Annotated in this window: 18 protein-coding genes and 1 tRNA gene; 4 read left to right on the plus strand and 15 right to left on the minus strand. The window is 71.3% G+C overall.

Annotated features, from left to right (window positions below; translation table 11 throughout):
- Window position 1: 1 nt before the first annotated feature.
- Complete coding sequence (locus ACUP6Y_RS03240; protein ID WP_462554179.1) at window positions 2-445, plus strand: hypothetical protein; 444 nt, start codon at window positions 2-4, stop codon at window positions 443-445.
- Here the strand turns inward: ACUP6Y_RS03240 and ACUP6Y_RS03245 are convergent.
- Window positions 408-884, minus strand: a complete 477-nt coding sequence (locus tag ACUP6Y_RS03245) for an SRPBCC domain-containing protein (protein WP_462554180.1) — start codon at window positions 882-884, stop codon at window positions 408-410. The genes ACUP6Y_RS03240 and ACUP6Y_RS03245 overlap by 38 nt on opposite strands.
- Window positions 885-964: 80 nt before the next feature.
- Here ACUP6Y_RS03245 and ACUP6Y_RS03250 point away from each other — a divergent pair, with 80 nt between their 5' ends.
- Window positions 965-1,189: a hypothetical protein gene (locus tag ACUP6Y_RS03250; RefSeq protein ID WP_462556604.1), complete on the plus strand. Its 225-nt coding sequence runs from the start codon at window positions 965-967 to the stop codon at window positions 1,187-1,189.
- A gap of 24 nt (window positions 1,190-1,213) precedes the next feature.
- Here the strand turns inward: ACUP6Y_RS03250 and ACUP6Y_RS03255 are convergent, their stop codons facing one another.
- The 6 genes from ACUP6Y_RS03255 to ACUP6Y_RS03280 form a co-directional block, all read right to left on the minus strand.
- Window positions 1,214-1,993 (minus strand): lytic transglycosylase domain-containing protein, encoded by a 780-nt coding sequence (locus ACUP6Y_RS03255; protein WP_462554181.1) that lies wholly within the window; start codon window positions 1,991-1,993, stop codon window positions 1,214-1,216.
- Window positions 1,994-2,193: 200 nt separating this feature from the next.
- Window positions 2,194-3,063, minus strand: coding sequence for an ABC transporter substrate-binding protein (locus ACUP6Y_RS03260; RefSeq protein WP_462554182.1), 870 nt, complete (start codon window positions 3,061-3,063; stop codon window positions 2,194-2,196).
- Between the two features lie 170 nt (window positions 3,064-3,233).
- On the minus strand, window positions 3,234-3,821 hold the full coding sequence (locus ACUP6Y_RS03265) for a TetR/AcrR family transcriptional regulator (RefSeq protein WP_462554183.1): 588 nt from the start codon (window positions 3,819-3,821) through the stop codon (window positions 3,234-3,236).
- A gap of 22 nt (window positions 3,822-3,843) precedes the next feature.
- Window positions 3,844-4,401, minus strand: coding sequence for a UGSC family (seleno)protein (locus ACUP6Y_RS03270; RefSeq protein ID WP_462554184.1), 558 nt, complete (start codon window positions 4,399-4,401; stop codon window positions 3,844-3,846).
- Window positions 4,398-5,522, minus strand: coding sequence for a hypothetical protein (locus ACUP6Y_RS03275; protein WP_462554185.1), 1,125 nt, complete (start codon window positions 5,520-5,522; stop codon window positions 4,398-4,400). The genes ACUP6Y_RS03270 and ACUP6Y_RS03275 overlap by 4 nt, the downstream gene beginning before the upstream one ends.
- A gap of 98 nt (window positions 5,523-5,620) precedes the next feature.
- Window positions 5,621-6,112 carry a YajQ family cyclic di-GMP-binding protein gene (locus tag ACUP6Y_RS03280; protein WP_141800489.1) on the minus strand — a complete coding sequence of 164 codons (492 nt, stop codon included), beginning with the start codon at window positions 6,110-6,112 and terminating at the stop codon, window positions 5,621-5,623.
- Between the two features lie 91 nt (window positions 6,113-6,203).
- Here ACUP6Y_RS03280 and ACUP6Y_RS03285 point away from each other — a divergent pair.
- Window positions 6,204-6,285: transfer RNA gene (locus tag ACUP6Y_RS03285), tRNA-Tyr, on the plus strand.
- Between the two features lie 192 nt (window positions 6,286-6,477).
- Window positions 6,478-6,621, plus strand: a complete 144-nt coding sequence (locus ACUP6Y_RS03290) for a hypothetical protein (RefSeq protein ID WP_462554187.1) — start codon at window positions 6,478-6,480, stop codon at window positions 6,619-6,621.
- A 24-nt stretch (window positions 6,622-6,645) separates the two neighbouring features.
- On the opposite strand, the gene ACUP6Y_RS03295 is transcribed toward ACUP6Y_RS03290, so the two are convergent.
- From ACUP6Y_RS03295 to ACUP6Y_RS03330, 8 genes are all read right to left on the minus strand, one after another.
- Window positions 6,646-9,522 carry a PKD domain-containing protein gene (locus tag ACUP6Y_RS03295; protein WP_462554188.1) on the minus strand — a complete coding sequence of 959 codons (2,877 nt, stop codon included), beginning with the start codon at window positions 9,520-9,522 and terminating at the stop codon, window positions 6,646-6,648.
- An 83-nt stretch (window positions 9,523-9,605) separates the two neighbouring features.
- Window positions 9,606-10,985 (minus strand): exopolysaccharide biosynthesis polyprenyl glycosylphosphotransferase, encoded by a 1,380-nt coding sequence (locus ACUP6Y_RS03300; RefSeq protein WP_462554189.1) that lies wholly within the window; start codon window positions 10,983-10,985, stop codon window positions 9,606-9,608.
- Window positions 10,982-11,485, minus strand: a complete 504-nt coding sequence (locus ACUP6Y_RS03305) for a glycosyltransferase (RefSeq protein WP_462554190.1) — start codon at window positions 11,483-11,485, stop codon at window positions 10,982-10,984. The genes ACUP6Y_RS03300 and ACUP6Y_RS03305 overlap by 4 nt, the downstream gene beginning before the upstream one ends.
- Window positions 11,482-11,931: a UDP-N-acetylglucosamine--LPS N-acetylglucosamine transferase gene (locus ACUP6Y_RS03310; protein ID WP_462554191.1), complete on the minus strand. Its 450-nt coding sequence runs from the start codon at window positions 11,929-11,931 to the stop codon at window positions 11,482-11,484. The genes ACUP6Y_RS03305 and ACUP6Y_RS03310 overlap by 4 nt, the downstream gene beginning before the upstream one ends.
- Before the next feature lie 109 nt (window positions 11,932-12,040).
- The gene (locus tag ACUP6Y_RS03315) at window positions 12,041-13,534 is read right to left on the minus strand and encodes a hypothetical protein (RefSeq protein ID WP_462554193.1); all 1,494 of its coding nucleotides are present in this window, start codon (window positions 13,532-13,534) and stop codon (window positions 12,041-12,043) included.
- Between the two features lie 55 nt (window positions 13,535-13,589).
- Entirely contained in the window at window positions 13,590-14,276 is a 687-nt protein-coding gene (locus tag ACUP6Y_RS03320; protein WP_462554194.1) for a response regulator transcription factor, read from the minus strand.
- A 5-nt stretch (window positions 14,277-14,281) separates the two neighbouring features.
- Window positions 14,282-15,730: a sensor histidine kinase gene (locus ACUP6Y_RS03325; protein ID WP_462554195.1), complete on the minus strand. Its 1,449-nt coding sequence runs from the start codon at window positions 15,728-15,730 to the stop codon at window positions 14,282-14,284.
- Window positions 15,731-15,968: 238 nt separating this feature from the next.
- Window positions 15,969-21,476 (minus strand): PKD domain-containing protein, encoded by a 5,508-nt coding sequence (locus ACUP6Y_RS03330; protein WP_462554196.1) that lies wholly within the window; start codon window positions 21,474-21,476, stop codon window positions 15,969-15,971.
- Window positions 21,477-21,589: the final 113 nt, after the last annotated feature.

Below are 21,589 nucleotides of genomic sequence, written 5' to 3' on the forward strand. Positions count from 1 at the left end.
TGTGAGCTATCTGCGGGCGACGCGGGTCCTGTGCTGGCTGCTCGGGATCGCGGTACTGGTGTCGGTCGTCCACTACGTCGACAACTACGTCAACTACGACGACTACCCGGTGCCCGGTCCCGATGCGGCCGTGCCCGCGCCGTCCGCGACCCTGGTCGCGGTGGGCTGGTTCGTGTTCACGGCGTTCGGGGCGGTGGGGCTGCTGCTGTGGCTCCGTCGCCACATCACCACGTCGGCGATCTTCCTCACCGGCTACTCGGTCTCCGGGCTGATCGGCATCGCCCACTACACCGTGCCCGGTGCCACCGACATGGTGTGGTGGCGCCAGACGCACGTGCTGGCCGACATCGTCTGTGGCGCCGCGGTGCTCGGCTTCGCGCTGTGGGCGGCGAAGAACGCAGACGGGCTCATCCCGCCGGGCGCGAGGCCTCCGCCCGCTGCTTGAGCCCCTCGGCGTGGCGGCGGAAGCCGTCGGCCACCCGGCCGGGTCCGGCGAGACGGACGAGCGGCCCGCTGAACTCCTCGACCGTCTCGTACGACGTGGGCCCGCCCGGGTGCTGCGTGAGCCACTGGTGACGTACCCCCTTGACCAGCCCGAGCCGTGAGGGGAGACCCTCGTAGACGTACGACATCAACGCGCTCGTCGTACCGGTGGCGGGGTCGGTGGTGGGGCCGTCGAGGGCGGTGATCCGCTCGGGGGAGCGGGTGCGTCGGCCGTTGGCCCACACGACGTGGAGCACGATCGGGCTGCCGACGGTGGCAGGCTGCGCGGTCTCGGCGCGCTCGACGAAGGGGTTCCACTCGCCGTACCGCTCGGTGTCGGTCATGACCTCCCACACCACGGCGAGCGGGGCGTCGATGTCGATCTGCGCGGAGGGGTTCACGCAACCATCATGGCGGTCCGGCCGGCAGCGCGTCCGGTGCGCTGCTCGACCGGGTGACGCACTACTCGGCGAGCGGCGAGGTGATCCGCCGCTGGGGGTCCTCTGGAAGCGGGAGCGGCCAGTTGGACAATCCCCAGGCCATCGCGGTCGGCCCGAACGGCGACGTCTACGTCGGTGAGCGCTGGAACAACCGGGTCTCCCGGTTCAGCGCGACCGACGCCCAGGGGAACGTCTACGTCGCGGGAAGGCCACCAAGAAGAGCCGCAAGGTGTTGCGCAAGAAGGCGGTCACCAAGGCCGTCGTGACGGTCCACGGCAGCGTGCGGAAGATCAAGATCCGCCGCTGAGACCGGCGCGCGCGGCGTAGACGTTCGCGAGCTGGGCGATGTCGGCGACGTAGGCGTCGGAGTGGTTGAAGCTGAAGATCGCGCGACGCCAGGTGCCGGGGTCGGCGAGGTCGCCGGCGTGGCACAGGTAGCGGGCGGCGGCCAGAGCGGCGTCGTCGATCTGGTTCGGGTCGCTGACCCCGTCGCCGTTGCCGTCGGCGCCCCACCGCTCCCAGGTCGACGGGATGAACTGCAGCGGCCCGATCGCGCGGTCCCAGGTCGCGTCGCCGTCCATCGCGCCGCCGTCGGTGTCGCGCACCGCTCCGAACGCGCCGCCGTCGAGCACCGGCCCGAGGATCGCCGGCCGCGGCACGCCGTCCTCCCCGAGCACCGAGCCCTGCACGCTGCCGTGGGTGGACTCGACGCCGCCGATCGCCGCCAGGCTGTTCCACGCCACCCGGCAGCCCGGCTGCTCGGCCGCGGCCCGCAGGTGCGCCCGCGCGTACGCCGTGAGCGCCCGCAGCGGGATGCCGGTCCGGGCCGACACCTGTGCCAGCCAGGCGTCGTCGGGGCGGTACGGGTCGGGCACGGTGGCGGGTGCGGCCGGGGCGCCGGTGATCGCCGGAGCCGCCGGGACGACGGGGGCGGTCTGCGCCGGCGGCGGCGTACGACGCCGGGCCGAGCCGGCGTCGTACGCGAACGCCACGCCGACGCCGATCACCAGCGCGAGCGTGACGACCGCGAGGGAGACCGCGCCGATCAGGTAGCGGTCGGGTCGGGGCATCGGTGGGTCCGCGTCAGCGGTGGTCGGTGGAACGCGCAGTGCGGGACGACCGGCGTTGGTTGCCGTGGGCGGTGTCGCCCTGATCCGCGGTTGCTCGTTCGGTGGCGTGGTCCGGTGTTGGCACGAGGCGAGCCTACTGTCGGCTGTCTGCGGACCGATGGAGAGGAGGCGCTGAGCCGGCGCCGAGTCAGAGCCGGCCGTCAGCCGGCGTTCTGCTCGTCGCCCTGATAGAGCAGGACCTCGCCCTTGTCGGTCCACTCGACCACGGCGCCCGGGACCATCAGGTCCTGGTCCTTCCAGAGCAGTCCCTCACCGAGAGCTCCGTCGAAGGGCTCCTCGGCGAGCTGGAACATGGCGTCCTTGACGGACTCGCGGTCGCCGGACTGTGCTTCCTTGATCGCCCGGGCGAGGAACCAGGCGACGATGTCGCCGTCGAAGCCGGCCTGTCGCAGCTGCATCACCGCGGTCGGGTTGGACGCCCCGACCAGGAGCACGGCGACCATGTCGGGAGCCTCGCGGAGGATCTGCGAGATCGGACCGGTGTAGTCCTGCGTCGTCGCCGACGTGGCGACCGTCTTCACGATGCTGGCGCCGGCTTCGTCCACCATGTCCGGAAGGGTCTCTTCCGCGATCAGCTTGTAGGTCGGCGTCTGAGAGGCATAGAGGACGCCGACCGTCGTCGCGCCCGATTCCTTGATGTGGCGGATCAGGTGCGGATAGTAGGTCGTCATCATCGGCGTCGCGCGCCAGGTGTAGTCGCCGATGACGACACCGTCGGAACCGGACTGGGTGTAGATGGTCGGCACCTTGGACTTCTCGGCGAGTGGCGACATCGCGACCGCCTCGTTGCTCGACACCGATCCCAGCACAGCGGAGACGTCGCTGATGGCGGCCTCGCTCATGTGCTGTGCCGCCGTCACCGGCTCGCTCTTGGTGTCCACCAGCGACAGGTCGATGGTCGTGCCCTCGAGGAAGTCGGTCTCGTTGATCTCCTTGACGGCGAGCTCGTAGCCCTTGTTGGTGGCGTTGCCGGCGAAGGCGATGACGCCGGTGGTGGGGTTGATCGACACCACCTTGACCGTGTCCGGGAGACCGTCGGACCGCTGCGGTCCGCTCGACGCTGTGGTGGAACCGCAACCGGCCAGGGACAGTGTCCCGGCCAGGGCGCGCTCGTCACCGCGGCGGGACCGTTCGTGACGGTGGCCGTCGGCTGCGGATCGCGCGTCGTCGAGCGCTCGGGTCAGGCCCTGACCGACCGCCAGGTCAGCTCCGCGGCGCGGTGCCAGGCGGCGGGCGTCGACTCTGCGGACTCCGAGAGCCGCCCGGCCATGCCGAGTACGAGCAGCGACAGATCGGCGTAGGTGACGTCCGGATGGATCAGCTTCGCGGCGACGCCGCGCGCGATCGCTTGGTTGAAGAGCTCCTCGACCTCGGCGCGAGCGTCGGCCAGGTATTCGTCGACGTCGCCCGAGCGGAAGACGTCGAGAGCGAAGCGGTCGGCGCGCAATCGGTCGAACGTGCCGACGATCAGGGCCTCGAGGACATCGTCGGCGTCGTCGAGCAGGTAGATCGCTGCGTCACCGCGCCAGGCGATCAGCCAGCTGTTCGCAACCTCGCTGAGCAGGTCCGAGCGGGTGGGGAAGTGACGGAACACGGTGGCGTTGCCGACCTGTGCTCTGCTCGCGACGTCAGCCATGGTGGCGTCGAGGCCGATCTCGGTGAACACGGCCAGCGCCGCGTCGAAGACGCGACGCCGGTTGCGTTCGGCGTCCTTGCGCGGGCGCCGGACAGGCGTCGCCGTTGGAGCGTCGGAGTCCGCGGGAGTCATGATCGCTTCATCTCGCCTGCTGTCAGCTGGCGCCGACGAGCGCGGCTCGGCTGATCTGCTCGATCGCCACCGACGCGACCGCGCGCGCCAGGACGCGGAGGTGCTCCTCGGTCTTGGTCGCGACGGGATGGGGTACGACGAGGACCGGCGCCTCGGGTGCTCCGAGCACGTTCTTGAACCGGTCGACGTGGGCGATGAAGACGTCCGTGATCAACACGGAGGCCGGGACGCCGTTGCGTTCCATGAGGAGCGCGTCCTGGAGGGAGCAGGCGCTGCAGGCGCCGCAGTCGCCCAGGCCGGTGATGGCGACGTCGATCCGCGCGGCCAGGTCCTCGGCCTCGTCGTCAGCGAGTGGTGAGGCGGCCGAGGGCTTGCTGACGAGGACCGTTTCCGCGACTGGAGCCAGCTTCGCGATCTCCTCGCCGAGGAGCACGAGGATCTCGCGCGCCTTGGGCTTGCCGTTGTCGACGAGCCCGAGGCGCAGGGGGCGGTCCCAGACTGCGCGCTCGGCCATGCTGACCGCGCTCGGCGGTGCGACGGGGGCGGTCGGGACATGCACCCGGATGATGGCTTCGGTCATTGCTGTGCTCCCTTTCCTGCGCGGCTGAAGGTGGAGAGATCGATCTCGCACGCGTCGGGACCGCAGTCGGGGAGCGCCTCCCCGGCCACGCGGACCCGTCGCGACACGGCCCGGCTGTGCTTCGCGGGCGCGAAGCCGGGGAGATAGGCGGACCAGCCCGGACCGCCGCCCCCGGCGGTCACCAGGATCAGGTCGTCCTCGGAGGCGATGGAGGGCAGTAGCCCGTCGGCGCCGGGCGTCATGTCGTGGGCGCTGTCCACTTCGAGCGGCACGCCATGGGCGAGCAGCTCTTCAGGGCTGATCCGGCTGTTCGCCACGAGGAACTCGCGGGCGCGGGCCTCGCTCCAGCCGGCCTGCTGCAGGGCGAGGGAGTGCTCGGGGCCGAGGATGACGACACCCTGGCTGCCCTTTCCGACGGAGAAGGTGGCGGCGACCTTGATGGAGGACACGAAGGTCCGCAGGACTTCGAGGGGATCCTCGGAGAGGTGGTTCGCAACCTGCCGCGGCCCTTCGGTCGCCATCACCGTGACGACGGTGTCCTCGGGCCCGAAGCCCTGCCGCACCCGCAGGGGGTCCCAGGTGCCGGTGTCCGTCGCTTCGGCGAAGCACAGGGTGAGCTTGCCCGGGTCGCCCATCGAGGAGGCATCCATCTCGGTGCTGGACGCCCCGAAGACGTTGCGTGCCACGAGGCGGACCGCACGGCCGATGGTGGCGTTGGCGCGGTTGCCCCCGCCGAGCAGGTTGGAGCCCGAGTTCATCTGCACGGCCTCGGCGAGCGGACCGCTGACGATGACGGTCGTGGCCGCGCCGCCGGTACTGGTGAACGCGGCATGCGCGTTGAAGACCGGATCGAGTGCGGCGCCCAGGGCGGCGACGACGATCGGGAAGTAGTCGGGTCGGCAGCCGGCCATCACGGCGTTGACTGCGGCCAGCTCGACGTCGACCTGGCGACCCCGGCGCGGGATCCCGCCGATCACGTCATCGGGCGCCATGCCGGACGCGGCGACCATCGCGGCCACCGCGTCCTCGGTCGGTGGCACCACCGGCAGGCCGTCTGTCCATCCCCTCTCGAAGAACTCGTCGACCACGCGATGAGCAGGTATCTCCAGTAGCTGGGACATGCGCGGCCTCCAGGGTGGGGTGATCGGCGTCACATGCACCCTAGGGGTAAAAACGGACTAGCGCAATCCGTTTTTTCGTATGGCTGTCGCCGCCGAGTCTAGCGGTAGTTGGTGAACTGGACCGCGAAGTCGTAGTCCTGCGCCTTGACCAGCGCCTGGACGGCCTGGAGGTCGTCGCGCTTCTTGGACGAGACGCGCAGCTCGTCGCCCTGGATCTGCGCCTTGACGCCCTTGGGGCCCTCGTCGCGGATCAGCTTGGAGACCTTCTTGGCGTCCTCGGAGCTGATCCCCTCCTTGAGCGTGATCCCGATCTTCGAGACCTGGCCGGACTGGCGCGGCTCGGAGGCGTCGAGGATCTTCAGCGACTGGTTGCGCTTGATCAGCTTGTCCTGGAAGACGCTGAGCACGGCACTGGCCCGGTCGTCGGCGGACGCGCTGATCTCGATCGCGTGCTCGCCCTTCCACTCGATCGTGGCGCCGGTGCCCTTGAAGTCGAAGCGGGTCGAGATCTCGCGCGCCGTCTGTCCGAGCGCGTTGTCGACCTCCTGGCGGTCGATCTTGGAGACGATGTCGAACGAGGAGTCGGCCATGGGTGTCACCTGCTGATTCGGAGGGGTCAGTCCTGCTGCGCTATTGTTCCGCGTAGTGGCCCGGTCGCCAAAAGCGGTCGGGTGACACCGAGGCAGGTTGCCCGAGCGGCCAATGGGAGCGGACTGTAAATCCGTCGGCTTTGCCTTCGAAGGTTCGAATCCTTCACCTGCCACAGAACAGATGTTCTGGCGCCGGACCCCCACCATCGAGTGGGGGTTCAGTGCTTTTCGGACTCTGCTGACCTGCCTGTGAGTGCGGGGGCAAGGTCAGCGTCGCGCAACGGCCCGTCCGCGGCGTTGAGCGCGTCACCAGGCTCCTGCTCGGAACCCTCGCGAAACGCGGCGGCTCGGCCACCTTCCGAGTGGTGGACCTGAACAGGCAGCCCGCGCTTCTCATCGCGGCGAACGACCGGCACGATGTGTGCTCCTTCGAGACGAGAGACGGGCTGATCAGCGGCATCCAGTGGCTCGCGAACCCGGAGAAGCTCACGCACCTCGCGGCGCTCTGACCGAACGATCGACCCCCCGCCGGGTCAGCCGGCAGCCGCCACCAGCACGCTGAAGGTGAGGGCGGCGCTGCCGTCGCCGTCGGCGGTGGCGGTGAGGCCGCCCTGTGGCCCGGCGGCCACCGGGCCGGCGCTGTCGCCGAGGACCGCGGTGACGTGGCCCGAGCCGGTGCCGGCGGCGCTCGAGCGGCCGGTGACGCCGGGTGGCAGCGTCCACGACGTGGTCACGGCGCCCTTGTCGGCCCAGTAGCTGACCAGCCAGTGCGAGCCGTCGGGGGCGAGCACCGAGGGGGTCACGTGGGTGGCGCTGCTGCTGGTCTGGGTGGCGATCGCGCTGTCGGTGACGGGGGCCGTCGGGTTCACGCCGCGGTAGGCGACGATGGTCAGCACGCTCTTGGCGTAGTCGGTGGACGTGACCGTGACAGGGCTGCCGGCGTCGCCTGCCGTCGCCACGCGGGAGTACAGCCGGCCGACGGCCTTGGAGCCGGCGCTGGCGGCCTCGAGCTCGGTCCAGCCCGCAGGCCCGGTGTACGACGGTCCGGTCGTGTTCGCGGCGAAGAAGGCCAGCAGCAGGTCGCCGGGTTGCACGGTGGTGGGGATCGAGGTGCGGTGGTTCATCCGGTTGCCGTCACTCGAGGCGGCAGCGACGGTGACGATGCCGCCGGTGCCCGGGGATGCCGGCTGGGCGGTGCGGGTCGTCGTACCGGTGGCGCCGCCGTTGTCGGTGACGGTCAGGGTGACGGTCACGGCGCCGCCGGTCGCGTAGGTGTGGCTGGTGGTGGGGCCGGCCGTTCCGGTCTGGCCGTCGCCGAAGCTCCAGGCGTAGCCGGTGACGGAGCCGTCGGTGTCGCCGGATCCGGTGGCGTCGAACGAGCAGGTGAGGCCGGTGCAGGACACGGTGAACGACGCCGTCGGGGGCTGGTTGACCGGGGGCGCGATCGGCGTCCCCTGGTAGAGGAACATCGCCCGGGACGACCAGCCGGAGCCGGCGGGGTAGATGGTCGTGGCGGTGCCGCCGACGGCGGTGTGGGTGCCCCAGTCGGCCCGGGTCAGCGAGCCGTTGCTGTTGGCGAACCACAGCTTGCCGTCGGCGACGAAGGCACCGCGCATGCTGCTGTAGCTCACGCCGGCGACTGACGGCAGTGAGAAGAGCTGCTGCCCGATGATGCCCGACTCGGGCTCGAAGCCGCGCCGGTAGAGCACGGACGATCCCGACTTGGTGAAGTAGATCCAGCCGCTGTCGTAGAACAGGCTGGTGAGGTTCGGGATGTCGCCGTTGTGCCAGTCGTCCTGGTAGACGAGCTGGTCGGCCGTGTTCACGGTGGTGGCGGCGCCGTAGCTCGTGCCGTCGAAGGCACGCCGGGTGAGGGTGCGGTTGGCGTAGGCCGTGTAGAGGTCGCCGTTGACCATGAAGGCGCCGACGACGGTGCCCCAGCCGGTGCCGTTGGGTGCGTTGACGGGCGCGCCGGCCGTGGTGCCGTCGAAGCCGGCCCGGACCAGCTGGGAGCCGCCGCTCGCGACCCGGAACACGTTGCCCGGCAGGGTGCCGGCCTGGCGCGCGGGCAGCGTCGCGCCCGAGGCGAGGGGGACGAAGGCGACCCTGCGGTGGGTCTCGCCGGCGAACACGTCGGTGTCCGAGCCGACGAAGAGTCCCTCCGGCGTGGCGACCATGTCGCGGACGCCGGCACCCAGGGTGCGGGTCGGGTTCCAGGAGTACGGCATCCCGGTGCGGGTGTTGAGTGCCGCGATGCCCGGCCGGGAGACCGCGCCCTCGTCGGGCGCGTCGCCGCGCGCCGGGTTGTTCTGCCAGCGCATGTGACCGCCGGTGTAGACGACGTCGTCGGTGACCTCGACCGTCCAGGTCGTGTCGCCACCGGTGTACGCCGTCCAGGTAGGACGCACGTTGGTGCCGGTGGCGCCGGACTCGAACCGGGCGACGAGGTCGCAGCCGCTGGTGCCGGCCATGCTGCCGCTGTAGCCGCCGTACGCGCCGGTGGTGGAGACGATGAAGAAGCTGCCGTCGGGGGAGAACTGGACGTCGGTCATGTAGGTCTCGAAGGACGCGCTGCAGGCCGACTCGTACTGGGTGGTGTAGAAGTTCGCGAGCGCGAGGCTCGGTCCCGAGATGTCGAGGACCGCGAACTGGTGCCGCTTCACGCCGTTGACGGTGTCGAAGTTGCCGATCAGCACGAGCTTGCTGTTGGCCGGGTCGGTGTCGATCTTCTGCACGTTGGTGGTGGAGCCGCGGTGGACGCCGGCGATCACCGCGTTGTAGTAGGGGTCGCGGGCTCCGGTCGTGGCGTTCAGGGTGCCGAGTGCGCGGCTCTGCTGGCCCTGCAGGTGGGTGAACTTGCCGGCCACCCACAGCCGGTTGCCGGTGACGGACACGTCGCGGACCTGGCCGTTGATGGTGCCGGGCTGGAAGGCCGCGATCCGGTTCCCGGTGGCGACGTCGGCCTTGTAGAGGCGACTGACGGAGACGGTCGCGCCGCCGGAGGTCACGCTGGTGAACGCGCCGCCGATGTAGGCCGAGGTCCCGTCGGCCGCCGGCTCGAGGGTGTAGACCCGGTCGTTCGGGTTGGGGACGAAGGTGGTGCTCACCTGGCCGGTGAAGGCGTTGAACGCGAACAGGTTGCGGCGCGGGATGTCGGTCGAGCTGCCGGCGTTGCGGACCCGGGTGAAGATGCCACCGACCAGGATCATGTTGCCGACCCGGGCCATCGCGAACACGTCGCCGTCCATGACGTGCGGCGTGAACGCGACGGGGTCGTCGTCGACGATCCGGCCGGTCTGCGGAGCGGGGTTGCCGGTGTCGGCGGCCCGGACCGGGGGCGCTCCGGCCAGGAAGGTGGCGACGATGATCCCCACGGCGAGCAGCATTCCGGTCGTCTTGCGCGCTGTCATGGGTCCCATCCGACCCTCTCGACGACCCGCGCGAATGACCCGTATTGGTTAAAACCCCCGAAAGTGTGGCGTTTCGGCGTGGGTCAGTAGGCGCCGCGGCCGCTGAACACCGCACCAGCGGTGCGGAGCAAGATCCGGACGTCGAGCAGCAGCGACCAGTTGTCGACGTACTGCTGGTCCAGGCGCACCGTGTCGTCCCAGGACAGGTCGGAGCGGCCGGACACCTGCCACAGGCCGGTCATGCCGGGGCGGACGACCAGCCGGTGCCGTACGTCGGGGAGGTAGGCCTCCACCTCCGACGGCAGCGCCGGACGCGGGCCGACGAGGGACATCTGGCCGAGGACCACGTTGATCAGCTGCGGGAGCTCGTCGAGCGAGGTACGGCGCAACCACCGGCCCACCCGGGTGATCCGCGGGTCCCGGTGGATCTTGAACAGTGGGCCGCCGGCCTCGTTGAGGTCGATCAGGTCGGGCACGGCGGCGCTGGCGTCGCAGCGCATGGTGCGCAGCTTCCACATCGTGAACGGGGCGTCCCCACGTCCGATCCGGGTCTGCCGGAAGAACGCAGGGCCGGCGGAGTCGAGGCGGACGGCGACGGCGAGGGCGAGCAGCAGCGGCGACAGGACGAGCAGCGCGGTCGCGGCGATGGCCCGGTCGAGCGCGTGCTTGACCAGCAGGGTGGGACCGAGCCGGCGGGGTGCGCCGAGGTGGAGCAGGGGCAGCTGGTCGCCGAGGTCGAGGCGGGTGCGGCCTGCCGGAGAGCTGAGCAGCCCGGTCCACACGAAGATCGCGATCCCGGTGTCCTCCAGGCGCCAGCACAGTCGCTGCAGGTCCGCGGCCGGGACCGTCGGGTCCGGCGCGATGATCACCGCGTCGGCGTCGCCCGCCCGCGCCCGCGGAACGCAGTCGCCGAGCCCGCAGGCGTCGATCACGTCGAAGCGATGGGCCGGCGACTGGCCGAGGCGCTCCAGCAGGCGGGGCAGGGTGTCGGCGGTACCGGCCACGACCACCCGGTGCGTCATCCCGCTGAGCCGGACGCCGCTGCGTGCCACGGCCGCCACCGCGCCGCGCGCGACCCCGCCGAGACCGGCGCTCGCCACGCACACGGCCGCGACGGTGCCGGCCGACAACGGGTACCCGACCAGGTCGGCGACGAGCAGCGCGCCGGTCGGCAGCATCAACGCCGCCACGGCGAGCCGTCGGCCGCGGGCCGCGAGATGGCCGGGCAGCTGGTAGTCGCCGGTCGCGGCGACCGCGGCCACCCACATCGGAACGAACAGGAACGCCGGCTCCAGCCGGCTGATCGCGTCGGGAACCAGGCTCGCGACGAGCACGACGAGCGCTGCCGCCAGGGCGTCGGCGATCGCGAGCACCCGCCCGGCGCGGTGCAGCGGGGCGGTGGCGCGAACCACCTCGGGTTCGGCCGTCGCCACCGCCGTCGTACGCGTGCCCAGGACCGTCATCGATGCACGAGATCCTCGACCAGGGCCTCGAACCGGGCGAGTGTGGGAGAGGGCCGATGATCCTTCGGGGCACGGTGACCGGTCAGCACGGCGAGTGAGAGGCGGGTCGCGAGCTCCTCCTCGTCGTAGGCGGTGACGACGAGGCCGGTGCGGGAGACGAAACGCGCGAAGCGCTGCTGGTGGTCGTCGACGTGCTCGCCCTGGCGCGGGTCGCGGGGGACGACGACGGGCAGGTGTCCGTGCTCGCGGGCATCCATGATCGAGCCGGGTCCGCCGTGCGTCACCACGGCGTCGGCCCGCTCGAGGAGGTCGGCCATCGCGGCCGGGCCCAGCAGGGGCTCGCCCGAGAGGCCGGCGGGGAGCGGGGTCGAGCCGTGCTGCACGTGGAAGCTGAACAGGCGCTGCTCCGCCAGGCTGCCGACCCAGGCCAGCAACCGGTCGAACCGATGGTGGTCCGTGCCCAGGAACACCGCCACGAGGGGCGGCCGCGTCGGTGTCACCACAGCTCGCCCACCAGGACCGAGGAGCGGTAGAGGTGCTGCTGCTCGGGCCACTGCACGAGGAACAGGTCGGTGGCCGGCCGGCACAGCTTGCCGGTGAGCGTGCGGGTCTCGACCCGGTCGTAGACCTCGAGGTAGATCGAGGAGGTCTGCCGCCGGTGGCGCAGCCAGAAGTAGGGGACCGCGACGGCGGCCCCGGTCGAGACGACCACGTCCGGGACGAAGCTGTCGAGCACGTGGTGCGCCTGGACCGAGTTGCGCGCGAGGTTGATCAGGTTGCGGGTCGTCGGGTGGTGCGCCCAGGTCACGTCCTCGCCCTCGAGCTTGGCGACGGCGTCCGCGGTGTCGAAGGTGACCCAGTGACGGTCGTGCTTCTCCCACCACGGACGCAGGCACATCAACTGGGCGAGATGGCCCCCTGAGGAGGAGACGAGCAGCACCCGCATGACGCACTCCCGGACCTTGATGGCTGACGGCGATCCCCCGACCCTAGGGAGGCGCCGTGTGCCTGACATGCCCCAAATACGGCATGTCTGAGTCCTCGCCCGGGCTGGCTCAGGCGGCGTAGTCGGCGGCGAGGGTGATCGCCTGGTGGGTGTGGAGGTGGTACTCGGCTTGGGTGATGGGTCGGGTGCCGCCGCCGGTGACGAGGCGGTAGAGGCCGTGGGGTGTGCCCCAGATCCACGTGTTGGGTCCGAGTTGCAGCACGGTGTACCCGCGGACATGCGTCTTGGCTCTGTGGTGGTGTCGGGTCAGTGGGGTGTCGTTGTGGTCACCGGTCTGCCCGGGTGGCCCGTGTCGGTGGTAGGCGACGGTGTGGTCGTGGTCGGGTGGGCGGCCGTGCTTCGTGAAGAGGCTGGTGGCGTGGGGGAAGGGCTCCCCGATCGTGCGGAGCTCGGTGCGGTGTTTGACGTCGGTGGGGTGTTCGTAGCCGTTGACCGACCTGCCGGTGTGGAGGTCGACGACCGGGGTGAGGGTCACGTGCGTGTGGTGGCGCAGCAGGTCGCGGACCTGGGCCAGGAGCCGCGGGCCGAGGCCCTCGACCCGGGCGACGGGCCCGAAGACCCCGCCCTGGTCCATGGCGAGGTGGACGACCAGGTCCGCGGTCGTGCTGGGGGCCTCTCGTGAGGCTCGCTCCTCGACCTCCTCGACCTCCTCGACCTCCGCGTCCTCCGGGTCTTCGGTCATCGAGGAGGTTGTGCTGCAACCGTCCCGAGAAGTCTGGTGAGTTGTCTGGAGGAACGCGAGGACGGCGGCGGGGTCGGCGAGCATCGCGAAGGCCTCGGCTCGCCAGTGATCCACGCCCAGTGGTTCGACTCCGTCGGGGACCTCGGCGTGTTCGGCCAAGGCGGTGGCGAGGTCCTCGACCATCTGTTGGTGCGCGCGTGCGTCGGCTTCGTCGATCCGGGCGAACACGGTCCCCAGGCCGGCGGCGTTGTCAGCACCGTCGAGGCGGTCGTCGATCTGGGAGCCGGGGCGGGGTGTCGGGTACCAGACGCCCTTCTTGTCCTGGTTTGCCTGGATCCGTTCGAGGTGGGCGACGGTGTCGGCTTCGATGATCTTGGCCTCGGCGATGGTCAGGATCCGACTCGGGGCTTCGTCCAGGGCGGCGGCGAGGGCGGTGTCGATGATGTGGATCTGGTGGCGATCCAGGCGTCGTGACATCCGGGCGATCTTGCGGACCACCCACAGCTCGCAGCGTCCGTCGCGGACACCGGCCCACACTGTCGGGAGTCGGTGGCGTAGGTCGAACCCGTCGGCCAGCGCACTGCGGGTCGCCATCACGCTCTCGTGGCGGGCGATCGCCATCTCGATCAGCGCCAGGTCCGCGACCTGGGGTGTCCCGTCCCCACCCAGCGTGATCAGGCGTGGCCCGCCACGCTTGACCGGTACCGCGTGGGGCTGGTCCTGCGGGTCACCGGAGTGCAGATCGGCCCAGGCGAGCAGGACCTCGAGCTTGTCGACCTCGAGGAGCCGGGCGTCGCGGACACTGTCTTCGGCCGCGTGGAGCAGTTGCTCCGCCGTGGCATGGGAGAGGTCCGAGATCATGCCCCGATTCTATTCGAATGCCTGTTCGAACGCCAGTCTCTCCACAGGCCCTGCCTCACGCCTGCGGCGGGTGCCAGCCGACCTTGTACGCCGCGCCGACGGCGGCGAGCTGGGAGCTCATCTCCAGCTTGGCCAGGATCGACTTCACCTGGGTGCGGACGGTGGCCTCGGAGACCACGCTGGTGCGGGCGATCTCGCGCACGGGCGCGCCGCGCATCAGGGCGCCGAGCACCTCCATCTCGCGGCGGGTGAGCCGGTCGAGGCGGGTCCGGATGTCGCGGACCTCGTCGCGGTCGTGGAGGGCCAGCTCGATCAGGGAGCCGCGCTCCTGGGCGTTCATGAGAGGCAGGCCGTCGCGGGCGCGGCGCACGGTGGCGACCACCTCGTGCAGGGGGCAGGTCTTCACGAGGACCGCCTTGGCGCCCCGGCGCAGGCACTCGCCGCGGCGCGCGCTCTCGCCGCTGCCGGTGACGACGACCACGGCGATGCCGGCGGTGGCGAGCGGGGTGATCAGCCGCATGCCGTCGCCGACCCGGCCCAGGTCGAGGTCGAGCAGGATGACCCGGGGTGAGCTGCGCAGGGCCGTGGCGAGCACGGTGGCGAGGGTGGTGTGCTCGTCGGTGAGGTCGATGCGGCGTACGACGTAGCCCTCGGCCTCGAGGGTGAGTGAGACCGACTCGGCGAACAGCGCGTGGTCGTCGATGATCGTGATCCGCATGGGGCGGGGGCGTCCGGTGGCCATCGGGGTCAGCTCGCGGCCGCGGCGGTCGGCACGGGCGGCGCGGATGGGGCGGGGGCGCGGGGGACCCGGGCCGTCTCAGCCTCGACGTCGGCGCGGGCGCGGGGGAGGGTGACCACGAAGGTCGCCCCGCCGCCGAGGGCGGAGGCGGCGCGGTCGTGGTGCAGGGAGCCGCCGAGCTCGAGCATCAACCGGTGGGCGCGCTGGAGGCCGATGCCCTGACCGGGCGAGTCCGCCCCGCGGGCTCCCCATTGGAAGAGCCGGTCCTCCAGGCCGGGATCGACGCCCGGCCCCTGGTCGGACACACGGATCTCGACGCAGCCCCCGGCCGCCCGTGAGACGACGGTGGTGGCGTGCCCGTGGGCATGGCGATGGGCGTTGGTGAGCAACACGTTGAGGACCTCCGAGAGGGCGTCGTGACGGGCGTGGACATGGTGCCCGTCCGGGTTCCAGTGGACGCGGTGACCGAGCGCCTCCTGGGCGATGACGAGGGGCTCGACGACGTCGTCGACCGCCAGCTCGGCGAGCTGGTCGGGACCGTCGTCGGTGCAGGTGCGGCCGAGGCGGGCGGCCTCGGCGTCGACCATGTGCTTGAGGGCCAGGCGCCGCGGGCCGGGCGGTACCTGGTCGCTGGTGAGCAGGTGGACGCCCGCGACGATCCCCGCGGTCGCGGCGCGCATCTCGTGGACCACCTCGCGATCGTGCTGCACGGTGGCCTCGGCCTCGGCGGCACGCAGGACCAGGCTGGCCTCGAGCGAGCTGTGCTCGCGCAGCGAGGAGAGCAGCAGGCCGATCACGGTCGTCGCGAGGAGAGCGCTGCACAGGACCACGCCGGCCATCACGACCGGCGGCGGCGAGGTCGCCTCCGTGAGCGTCGCCCAGACCCGGGCGGCGAAGATCACGAAGACGCCGCAGGCGATCCGCCGCGCCGCCCAGCGGGGTAGGGCGGAGCGCAGCAGGCGCAGGGCGACCAGCCCGGTCACGCCGCAGATCGCCGCGAGGACCAGCAGACCCGGCCACCGGTGGACCGAGAGGAACGGCGTGGGGTCGGTGAGGATCAGGCCCAGGCGGATCGCCAGTACGCCGAGTCCCAGCAGCAGTCCGCCGAGCATCGGGTTGAACCGCGGCGGGTGCTGGTCGCGGGTGCCGACCGAGAAGACGGCGTACAGCACGACCACCGTCACCAGGTGGCCGGCGGTGAGCCGGTAGCTGTGACCGCCGTGCGCCGCGTCGCCGAGTGACATGATGACGAGGGGCAGGTCCTGGACGGCGACCAGCGTGGCCGCCGTCGCCATCCGGGCCCGGGCCAGGCTGTGCCCGATGCTCACGTCGAAGGAGAGCACCAGGGCGCTGGCGATCAGGACCAGGTCGGCCAGCACCATGCACAGGTGTCCGGCGGCCGCCTCGGAGCGGGGGGACGGGTCCTCGAGAAGCAGGACGCCGTACGGGTGGAGCATGAGACACGCGAGGAGCAGGGCCCACCACAGGGGCGCGCGGTCAGTGCTCTGCGGGGCGAGCGATGACCGTCGAGTGACCGTCCGAGAGTCCGCCCGCGGGGGGCGACGGGACTGACGGCCCGGTTGTGGACGCGTCATCCCGCTATTGTGCGCGGCACCCCGGCTTCAGGTCGAGGAAGCGGTCAACGTACCCAATTTTTGACCGATCGGCGGTTTCGTTGGTGTGGCCTCACCATCCTCACGGTGTCGTCACGGTGACGACGCGGGTGGTCGTGGTCGCCGCCCCCCAGCCGTCGGTGACGGTCAGGGTCACGGTGTAGGTGCCGGCGGCCGGGAAGGTGTGCGACGGCGCGGACGACGTCGAGCTCGCGGTGTTGTCTCCCCACACCCAGCGATAGGTGATCGTGTCACCGGCGTCCGGGTCCGTGGAGCCGACGGCCGAGAAGTTGCAGGAGCGTCCGGCGCAGGCGGGCGGGTTGATCACCGCGACCGGCGCCCGGTTGCCCGGCGGGGCCGTGATCGTGACGGTCCGGCTCGCGGTGCCGGTGGCACCCCACTCGTCGCGCGCGGTGAGCGTGACGGTGTAGGTGCCGGGCGCCGCGTAGGTGCGGGTCGGCACCGGTCCGGTGCCGCTGCCGTTGCCGAAGTTCCAGGTGTACGTCAGCGTGGTGGCGTTCTCGTCGGTGGAGCCGCGGGCGTCGAAGCTGCACGCGTTCGCCGTGCAGGTCGCGGTGAAGCTCGCGACCGGTGGGTTGTTGGGCGGCTGGGTGACCGTCGCGTGCCGCTCGTAGATCGCCCCGACGAAGTTGTGCTGGTCGACCGCGCGCACCCGGACGGTGTAGCTGCCCGCCGGGATGACCGGGGTCGTGTAGGAGAAGTTGGAGCCGGGAGTCCCGGGGCTGTTGAGGAAGGCGGTCCGCCAGCTCGCGGCGGTGCTGGTGAAGGTGCCTGTCGAGCTCATGTACTGCCCGGCGGCGTTGACGATCGCGACCTCGACCGCCTGCATCGCCTGGTCGTCCTCGGCCCGCCCGCTGACGAAGATCTTCCCGTCGGGGAACACGGTGCCCTCGGTCGGGCTCAGCAGCGCCTCGTTCATCACCGGCGGCTGGTCGCCCGGGTAGATCGGGTAGCGCGCCGTCGCCCCGGACGTGGACGGATCCTGTTGGCCCGCGGTGTCGAAGGCGTACGCCGTCACGTTCCAGTCGCCCTGGGTCGGCAGCGCGACGTTGAGCGTCCAGCTCGTGCTGGTCGCTCCGGGGCCGGCGAGCGTGGCGGTGAGCATCGTGGGCGTCGCGGACATGGTCCCGTTGGGCTGGAGGTAGCGGCTGGTGTCGGCGTCGCGGATCGTGACGCCGACGCGGGCCACCCCCTTGTCGTCGGTCGCGGTGCCGGTCAGGTTGAGCAGCAGCACCTGCTGCCCGTTGATGGTGCCGGTCCGGGTGAGCCGGGTGTCAGGTGGGCTGTCGCCGGGGATCGCGGCGTTGAGGGTCAGCCGGCCCTGGTTGGCCGAGGAGGTGCTCAACCCGATCCGGTCCGAGGCGCTCACCGTGAAGCTGTAGCTGCCGGGACTGAGGTTGAACGGCGTCGTGTAGGTCCAGTTGTAGCTGGCCTGGTTGAGGTTGACCGGCGAGATCCGGTACGAGCCGGCGATCACGTCGGTCCCCCACGAGCCGTCGGCGGCCAGCCGTTCGCCGGTCGAGTTGTTGCGGAGCGTGATCGTCACCGCGGCCAGTGCCTGGTCGTCGTTCGCCGATCCCGCGAAGGTGAGCGGGCTGCCCGGGGTGACGGTCACCGTCTGGGCTGCCGTGGGCGGCACCATGATCGCCGGCTGGGTGATCGAGACCGTCGGCGGCTGGCCGTTCTCCGTCACGATCCAGCGCCGGTCGGCCGTGTCGAGGGACGACTGCCCGGCGGTGTCGGTGGCTCGGGCCTGGGCCCACCACTCGTCCTCGTAGGGCACCGTGATCTCGTAGGACCAGGTCGTGCTGGTCGCGCCCACGACGTCGGGCTCGACCCGGAAGGTGCGGTAGGTGCCCGAGACCGTGCCGTCGTCCTGCAGATAGCGGTTCTGGCTGTCGCGCAGCGTCAGGCTGACCCCGTTGACGCCGAAGTCGTCGCTCGCGGTCCCGCTGATCGTGAAGGTCAGCGCGTTGACCGGGCTCGCCGGGCCCGTGATGCTCGTGGTCGGCGGGCGGTCGCTGGTCCCGAAGGTCTCGAACTTCTTGGTCGCCTTCGTGTTGTCGGCCGTCCCGTTGCCCGCCACGGCGCGGGCGCGGACGATCAGCTCGCGGTTGGTGCTCATCGTCACCGGCAGCCGCCAGGTGCGGGAGCTGCCCGTGCCCGGGTCGAGCGTCGCGTTGAACGTGTTGCTCGTGGTGCTGCCCCAGGTGGTGAGGTCGTCGTTGAGGTAGCGGTTCGTGTTGCGGTCCATGATCTCCAGCTCGACCCGCTGGATCCCGGAGGCGGCGCTCGCCGTGCCGGTGATCTCGTAGGGCTCGCCGGTCGGCTCGATCCGGCCCTCGATCGGGGCGGTGATCACGGTCTGGGTGCCGTTCTGGGCGGGCACGTTGGTGAAGTCGAAGAACGCGATCCGGCCGACGTTGTAGCTGCCCTTGGTGTTGCCGTCACCGCCGACGAACAGGCCGCGCGGCGTCGCCTCGATGTGCTTGTCGCCCTCGTAGGAGTTCGAGGTCGGGAACCACTCGAGCGCGTGGCCGTCGGCCGGGTCGAGCGCGGCGAGGTGGAAGCGCTTCACGACCGCGTCGCCGAGGGAGTAGCCGGACAGGCCCTGCCCGGTGCCGTACCCGACGTCGTCGAGCCCGGGCCACGGCACGGGGGCCGTCGCCGACTCCGACCACTGGAAGTGCCCGCCGACGTAGATGCCCGCCTCGGTGATGGCGACCGAGTACGTCGAGTCGAACTGGCGCGTGATCCACACCGGCTGCGCGTTGCTGTCGTCGTTCAGGTCGAAGCGGATCACGGTGTCGTTGATCGGAGGACGGTCTCCGCCGGAGCCGCTGGTCACGACGAAGTAGGAGTCGTCGGGTGAGATGTCGCCGCCGTAGGCGCGCTGGATGCCGCCCACGAACTGCAGGTTGTCCTCCCACAGGCTCGTCTTCCACGGCGTCAGCCGGTTGGTGCGGGTGTTGATGATCGCGACGCCGTACCGGTTCTGCCCGTTGACCTGGCGGCCGGTGTGGACGACGAGCAGCCGACCCTCGTCACGGGTGAGCTTGAGCCGCTGGACGGCGAGCTCGCCGTTGGTGCCGATGCCGCCGGTGATGTTGTTGACGAAGTCGTCGCGCACCGCCCCGCTCACGCCGTCGAGGGCGGCGAGAGCACCGCGCGGGATGTTGTTGACGGTCGTGAACCGGCCGCCGGCGTACACCGTGGTGTTGGTGACGGCGAGCTCGTTGACCTTGCCGTTGGCGTTGGCGGTGAAGCCCTCGATCGGTGCCCCCGTGGTCGGGTTGATCCGGGCGATCGCCTTGCGGCTCAGCCCGTTGACCGTCCCGAAGTTGCCGCCGATGTAGAGCTTGGTGCCGTCGGGCGAGGCCTCGACCGCCGTCACGCCGCCGTTGGTGAAGGTCGGGCGGAAGCCGGTGTCGACCTGCCCGGTGCTCCAGTTGTAGGCCGCCAGGCCGGCCTGGTTGATGACCGCGCCGTTGTTGGGCTGGCGGATCGAGGTGAACGTGCCCGCCACGTAGACCCGGTTGCCGACGACCTCGATGTCCCAGATCTCACCGTTGGTGATCGTGGGCTGGTTGGTGCGCGGGGTGTCCGGGACGAGTGCCGTGTGGCCCGGCGGCGGGGTCGGCGCGACGGCGGTGGCGGTGCTCGTGGCCCGGTCGGTGTGGCCGTGGCCGTCGTCGACGGTCAACGTCACCGTGCGGGTGCCCGGCGTCGCGTAGGTGTGGGACGGGTTGACGCCGGTCGCGCTCTGGCCGTCGCCGAACTGCCAGGCGTAGGTGAGCGTGTCCTTGTCCGTGTCGAAGGAGTGGGCGGCGTCGAACTCGCAGGTCAGGCCCGCGCAGCCCGTCGAGAACTCCGCGACGGGCGGCACGTTCGTCCCGGTCGCGTCGACACCGGGGTCGAGCACGATCGAGAAGAGCATGTCGCGCGACACGGAGGTGCTCGTGGTGGCGGTGCGGCCGGCGAGCGGGCCGACCGGCACCGGGCCGTTCGAGTCGCCGAGGACGCCGCTGATCTTGCCGGTGCCGGGCCCGGAGGCCTGGGTGCGGGTGGACATGCCGGCCGGCAGCGTCCACACGGTGTCGGTGGAGGACTTCTCGCTCCACAGGTTGACCAGCCACGAGTTCGCGCGGGCCGCGGTGACGGCGGGCGTGGTGTGGCTGGTGGCCGGGGCGTTCGCACCCCCCAGAGCGGACGCCCCGACCACAGCCGGTCCGGTGCTGCGGTACGCAGCGACCGTCATCACGGACTTCACATAGGTGGTGCCCGTCGTCACCGTGACGGTGCGACCGGCATCCACGGCGGTCGCGCTGCGGGTCCAGGCGCGCCCGCGGATGCCGTTGCCGTCGCGGGTCTGGAGCTGGGTCCAGCCGTCGAGGGTGCTGACGTCGGCCGAGGTGGAGTTCGTGACGAGGAAGAGGACGAGCCGGTCACCCGGCTCCACCGAGCCGGGGATGGTCACCGAATGCCCGGGCCGGTTGCCCGCCGTGCTGGCGGAGCCGACGTAGCTGACCTGGCCGGCCGTCACCGCGACGTCCGGGCTCACCTGGCGGGTCGCGGTGGCCTGGTGGCTGCCGTCGGAGACGGTGAGGGTCACCGTGCGCGGTCCCGCGGAGGGGTAGGTGTGCTCGGGCGCGGCCCCGGTGCCGCTCTGGCCGTCGCCGAAGGCCCAGGTGTAGGACAGCGGGTCGCCGTCGGGGTCGCTCGAGCCCGACGCGTCGAACGAGCAGACCAGACCGTTGCAGCTCGCGGTGAACGCGGCCTCGGGCGGGCCGTCGGTCAGGTCGCCGGGGGCGATCACCACCGAGAACGTGGCGGTACGGGAGGCGGGGGTGCTCGTCGTGGCGCTCTGCGCGGCGGCCGTGCCCGTCGGTACGGCGCCGGCGGAGTCGCCCCAGACGGCGCTGATCTTGCCGGATCCGGTGGCGGCCGCCGTACCGCGCTGGGTGACGCCGGCCGGCAGGGTCCAGGCGGTGTCGGTCGAGGACTTCTCCGACCACATGCTCACCAGCCACGAGCCGGAGGACCCGACCGGGACCGTGGGCGCGACGTGCGTGGTGCCGGACGTGTCCGAGCCCCCGGCGAGCGCGGTCACGGTGGGCGTGGCCCCGGTGCTGCGGTAGGCGCCCACGGTCACGACCGACTTCGCGGCCGCGCTCGTGGTCACGGTGACATTGGCATTCACGTCGGCGGCGGTCGCGGCGCGGCTCCACAGCCGCCCGCGGATGCCGTCGCCGTCGCGACCGGCGAGCGCTGTCCAGCCGGCCGGGTCGGCGATGGTGCTCGCCGTCGTGTTGGTGATGAGCGAGAGCAGCAGGACGTCACCGGCCCGCACCTCGGCCGGGATCCGCACGGTGTGCGCGGTCCGGTTGCCGGCGGTGCTGGCGGCGGCGACGAAGGAGACCGCGCCCGGCGCTGCGTCGGCGGGCGGTGAGAGTGGCGCGAGTGCGGGGACGACCACGAAGGCGGTGATGATGGGGACGACCGCCCGGGCGATGCGCCGCCATCGTCGGCTGGGGACCGGTTGACGCCGACTGGTGGTCGTGTTGCGCATCTGCCTCACCCGTCCCCGCACTCGCATGACCCTCGGTCCTGAGGGCGGTGTGATCGTGTCAACCGCGGTGCGCCGCGGCATGACCGATATTGGGCAGGATTCGGCACTTCCCG

This window comes from Nocardioides sp. S5-5 (assembly GCF_054954065.1).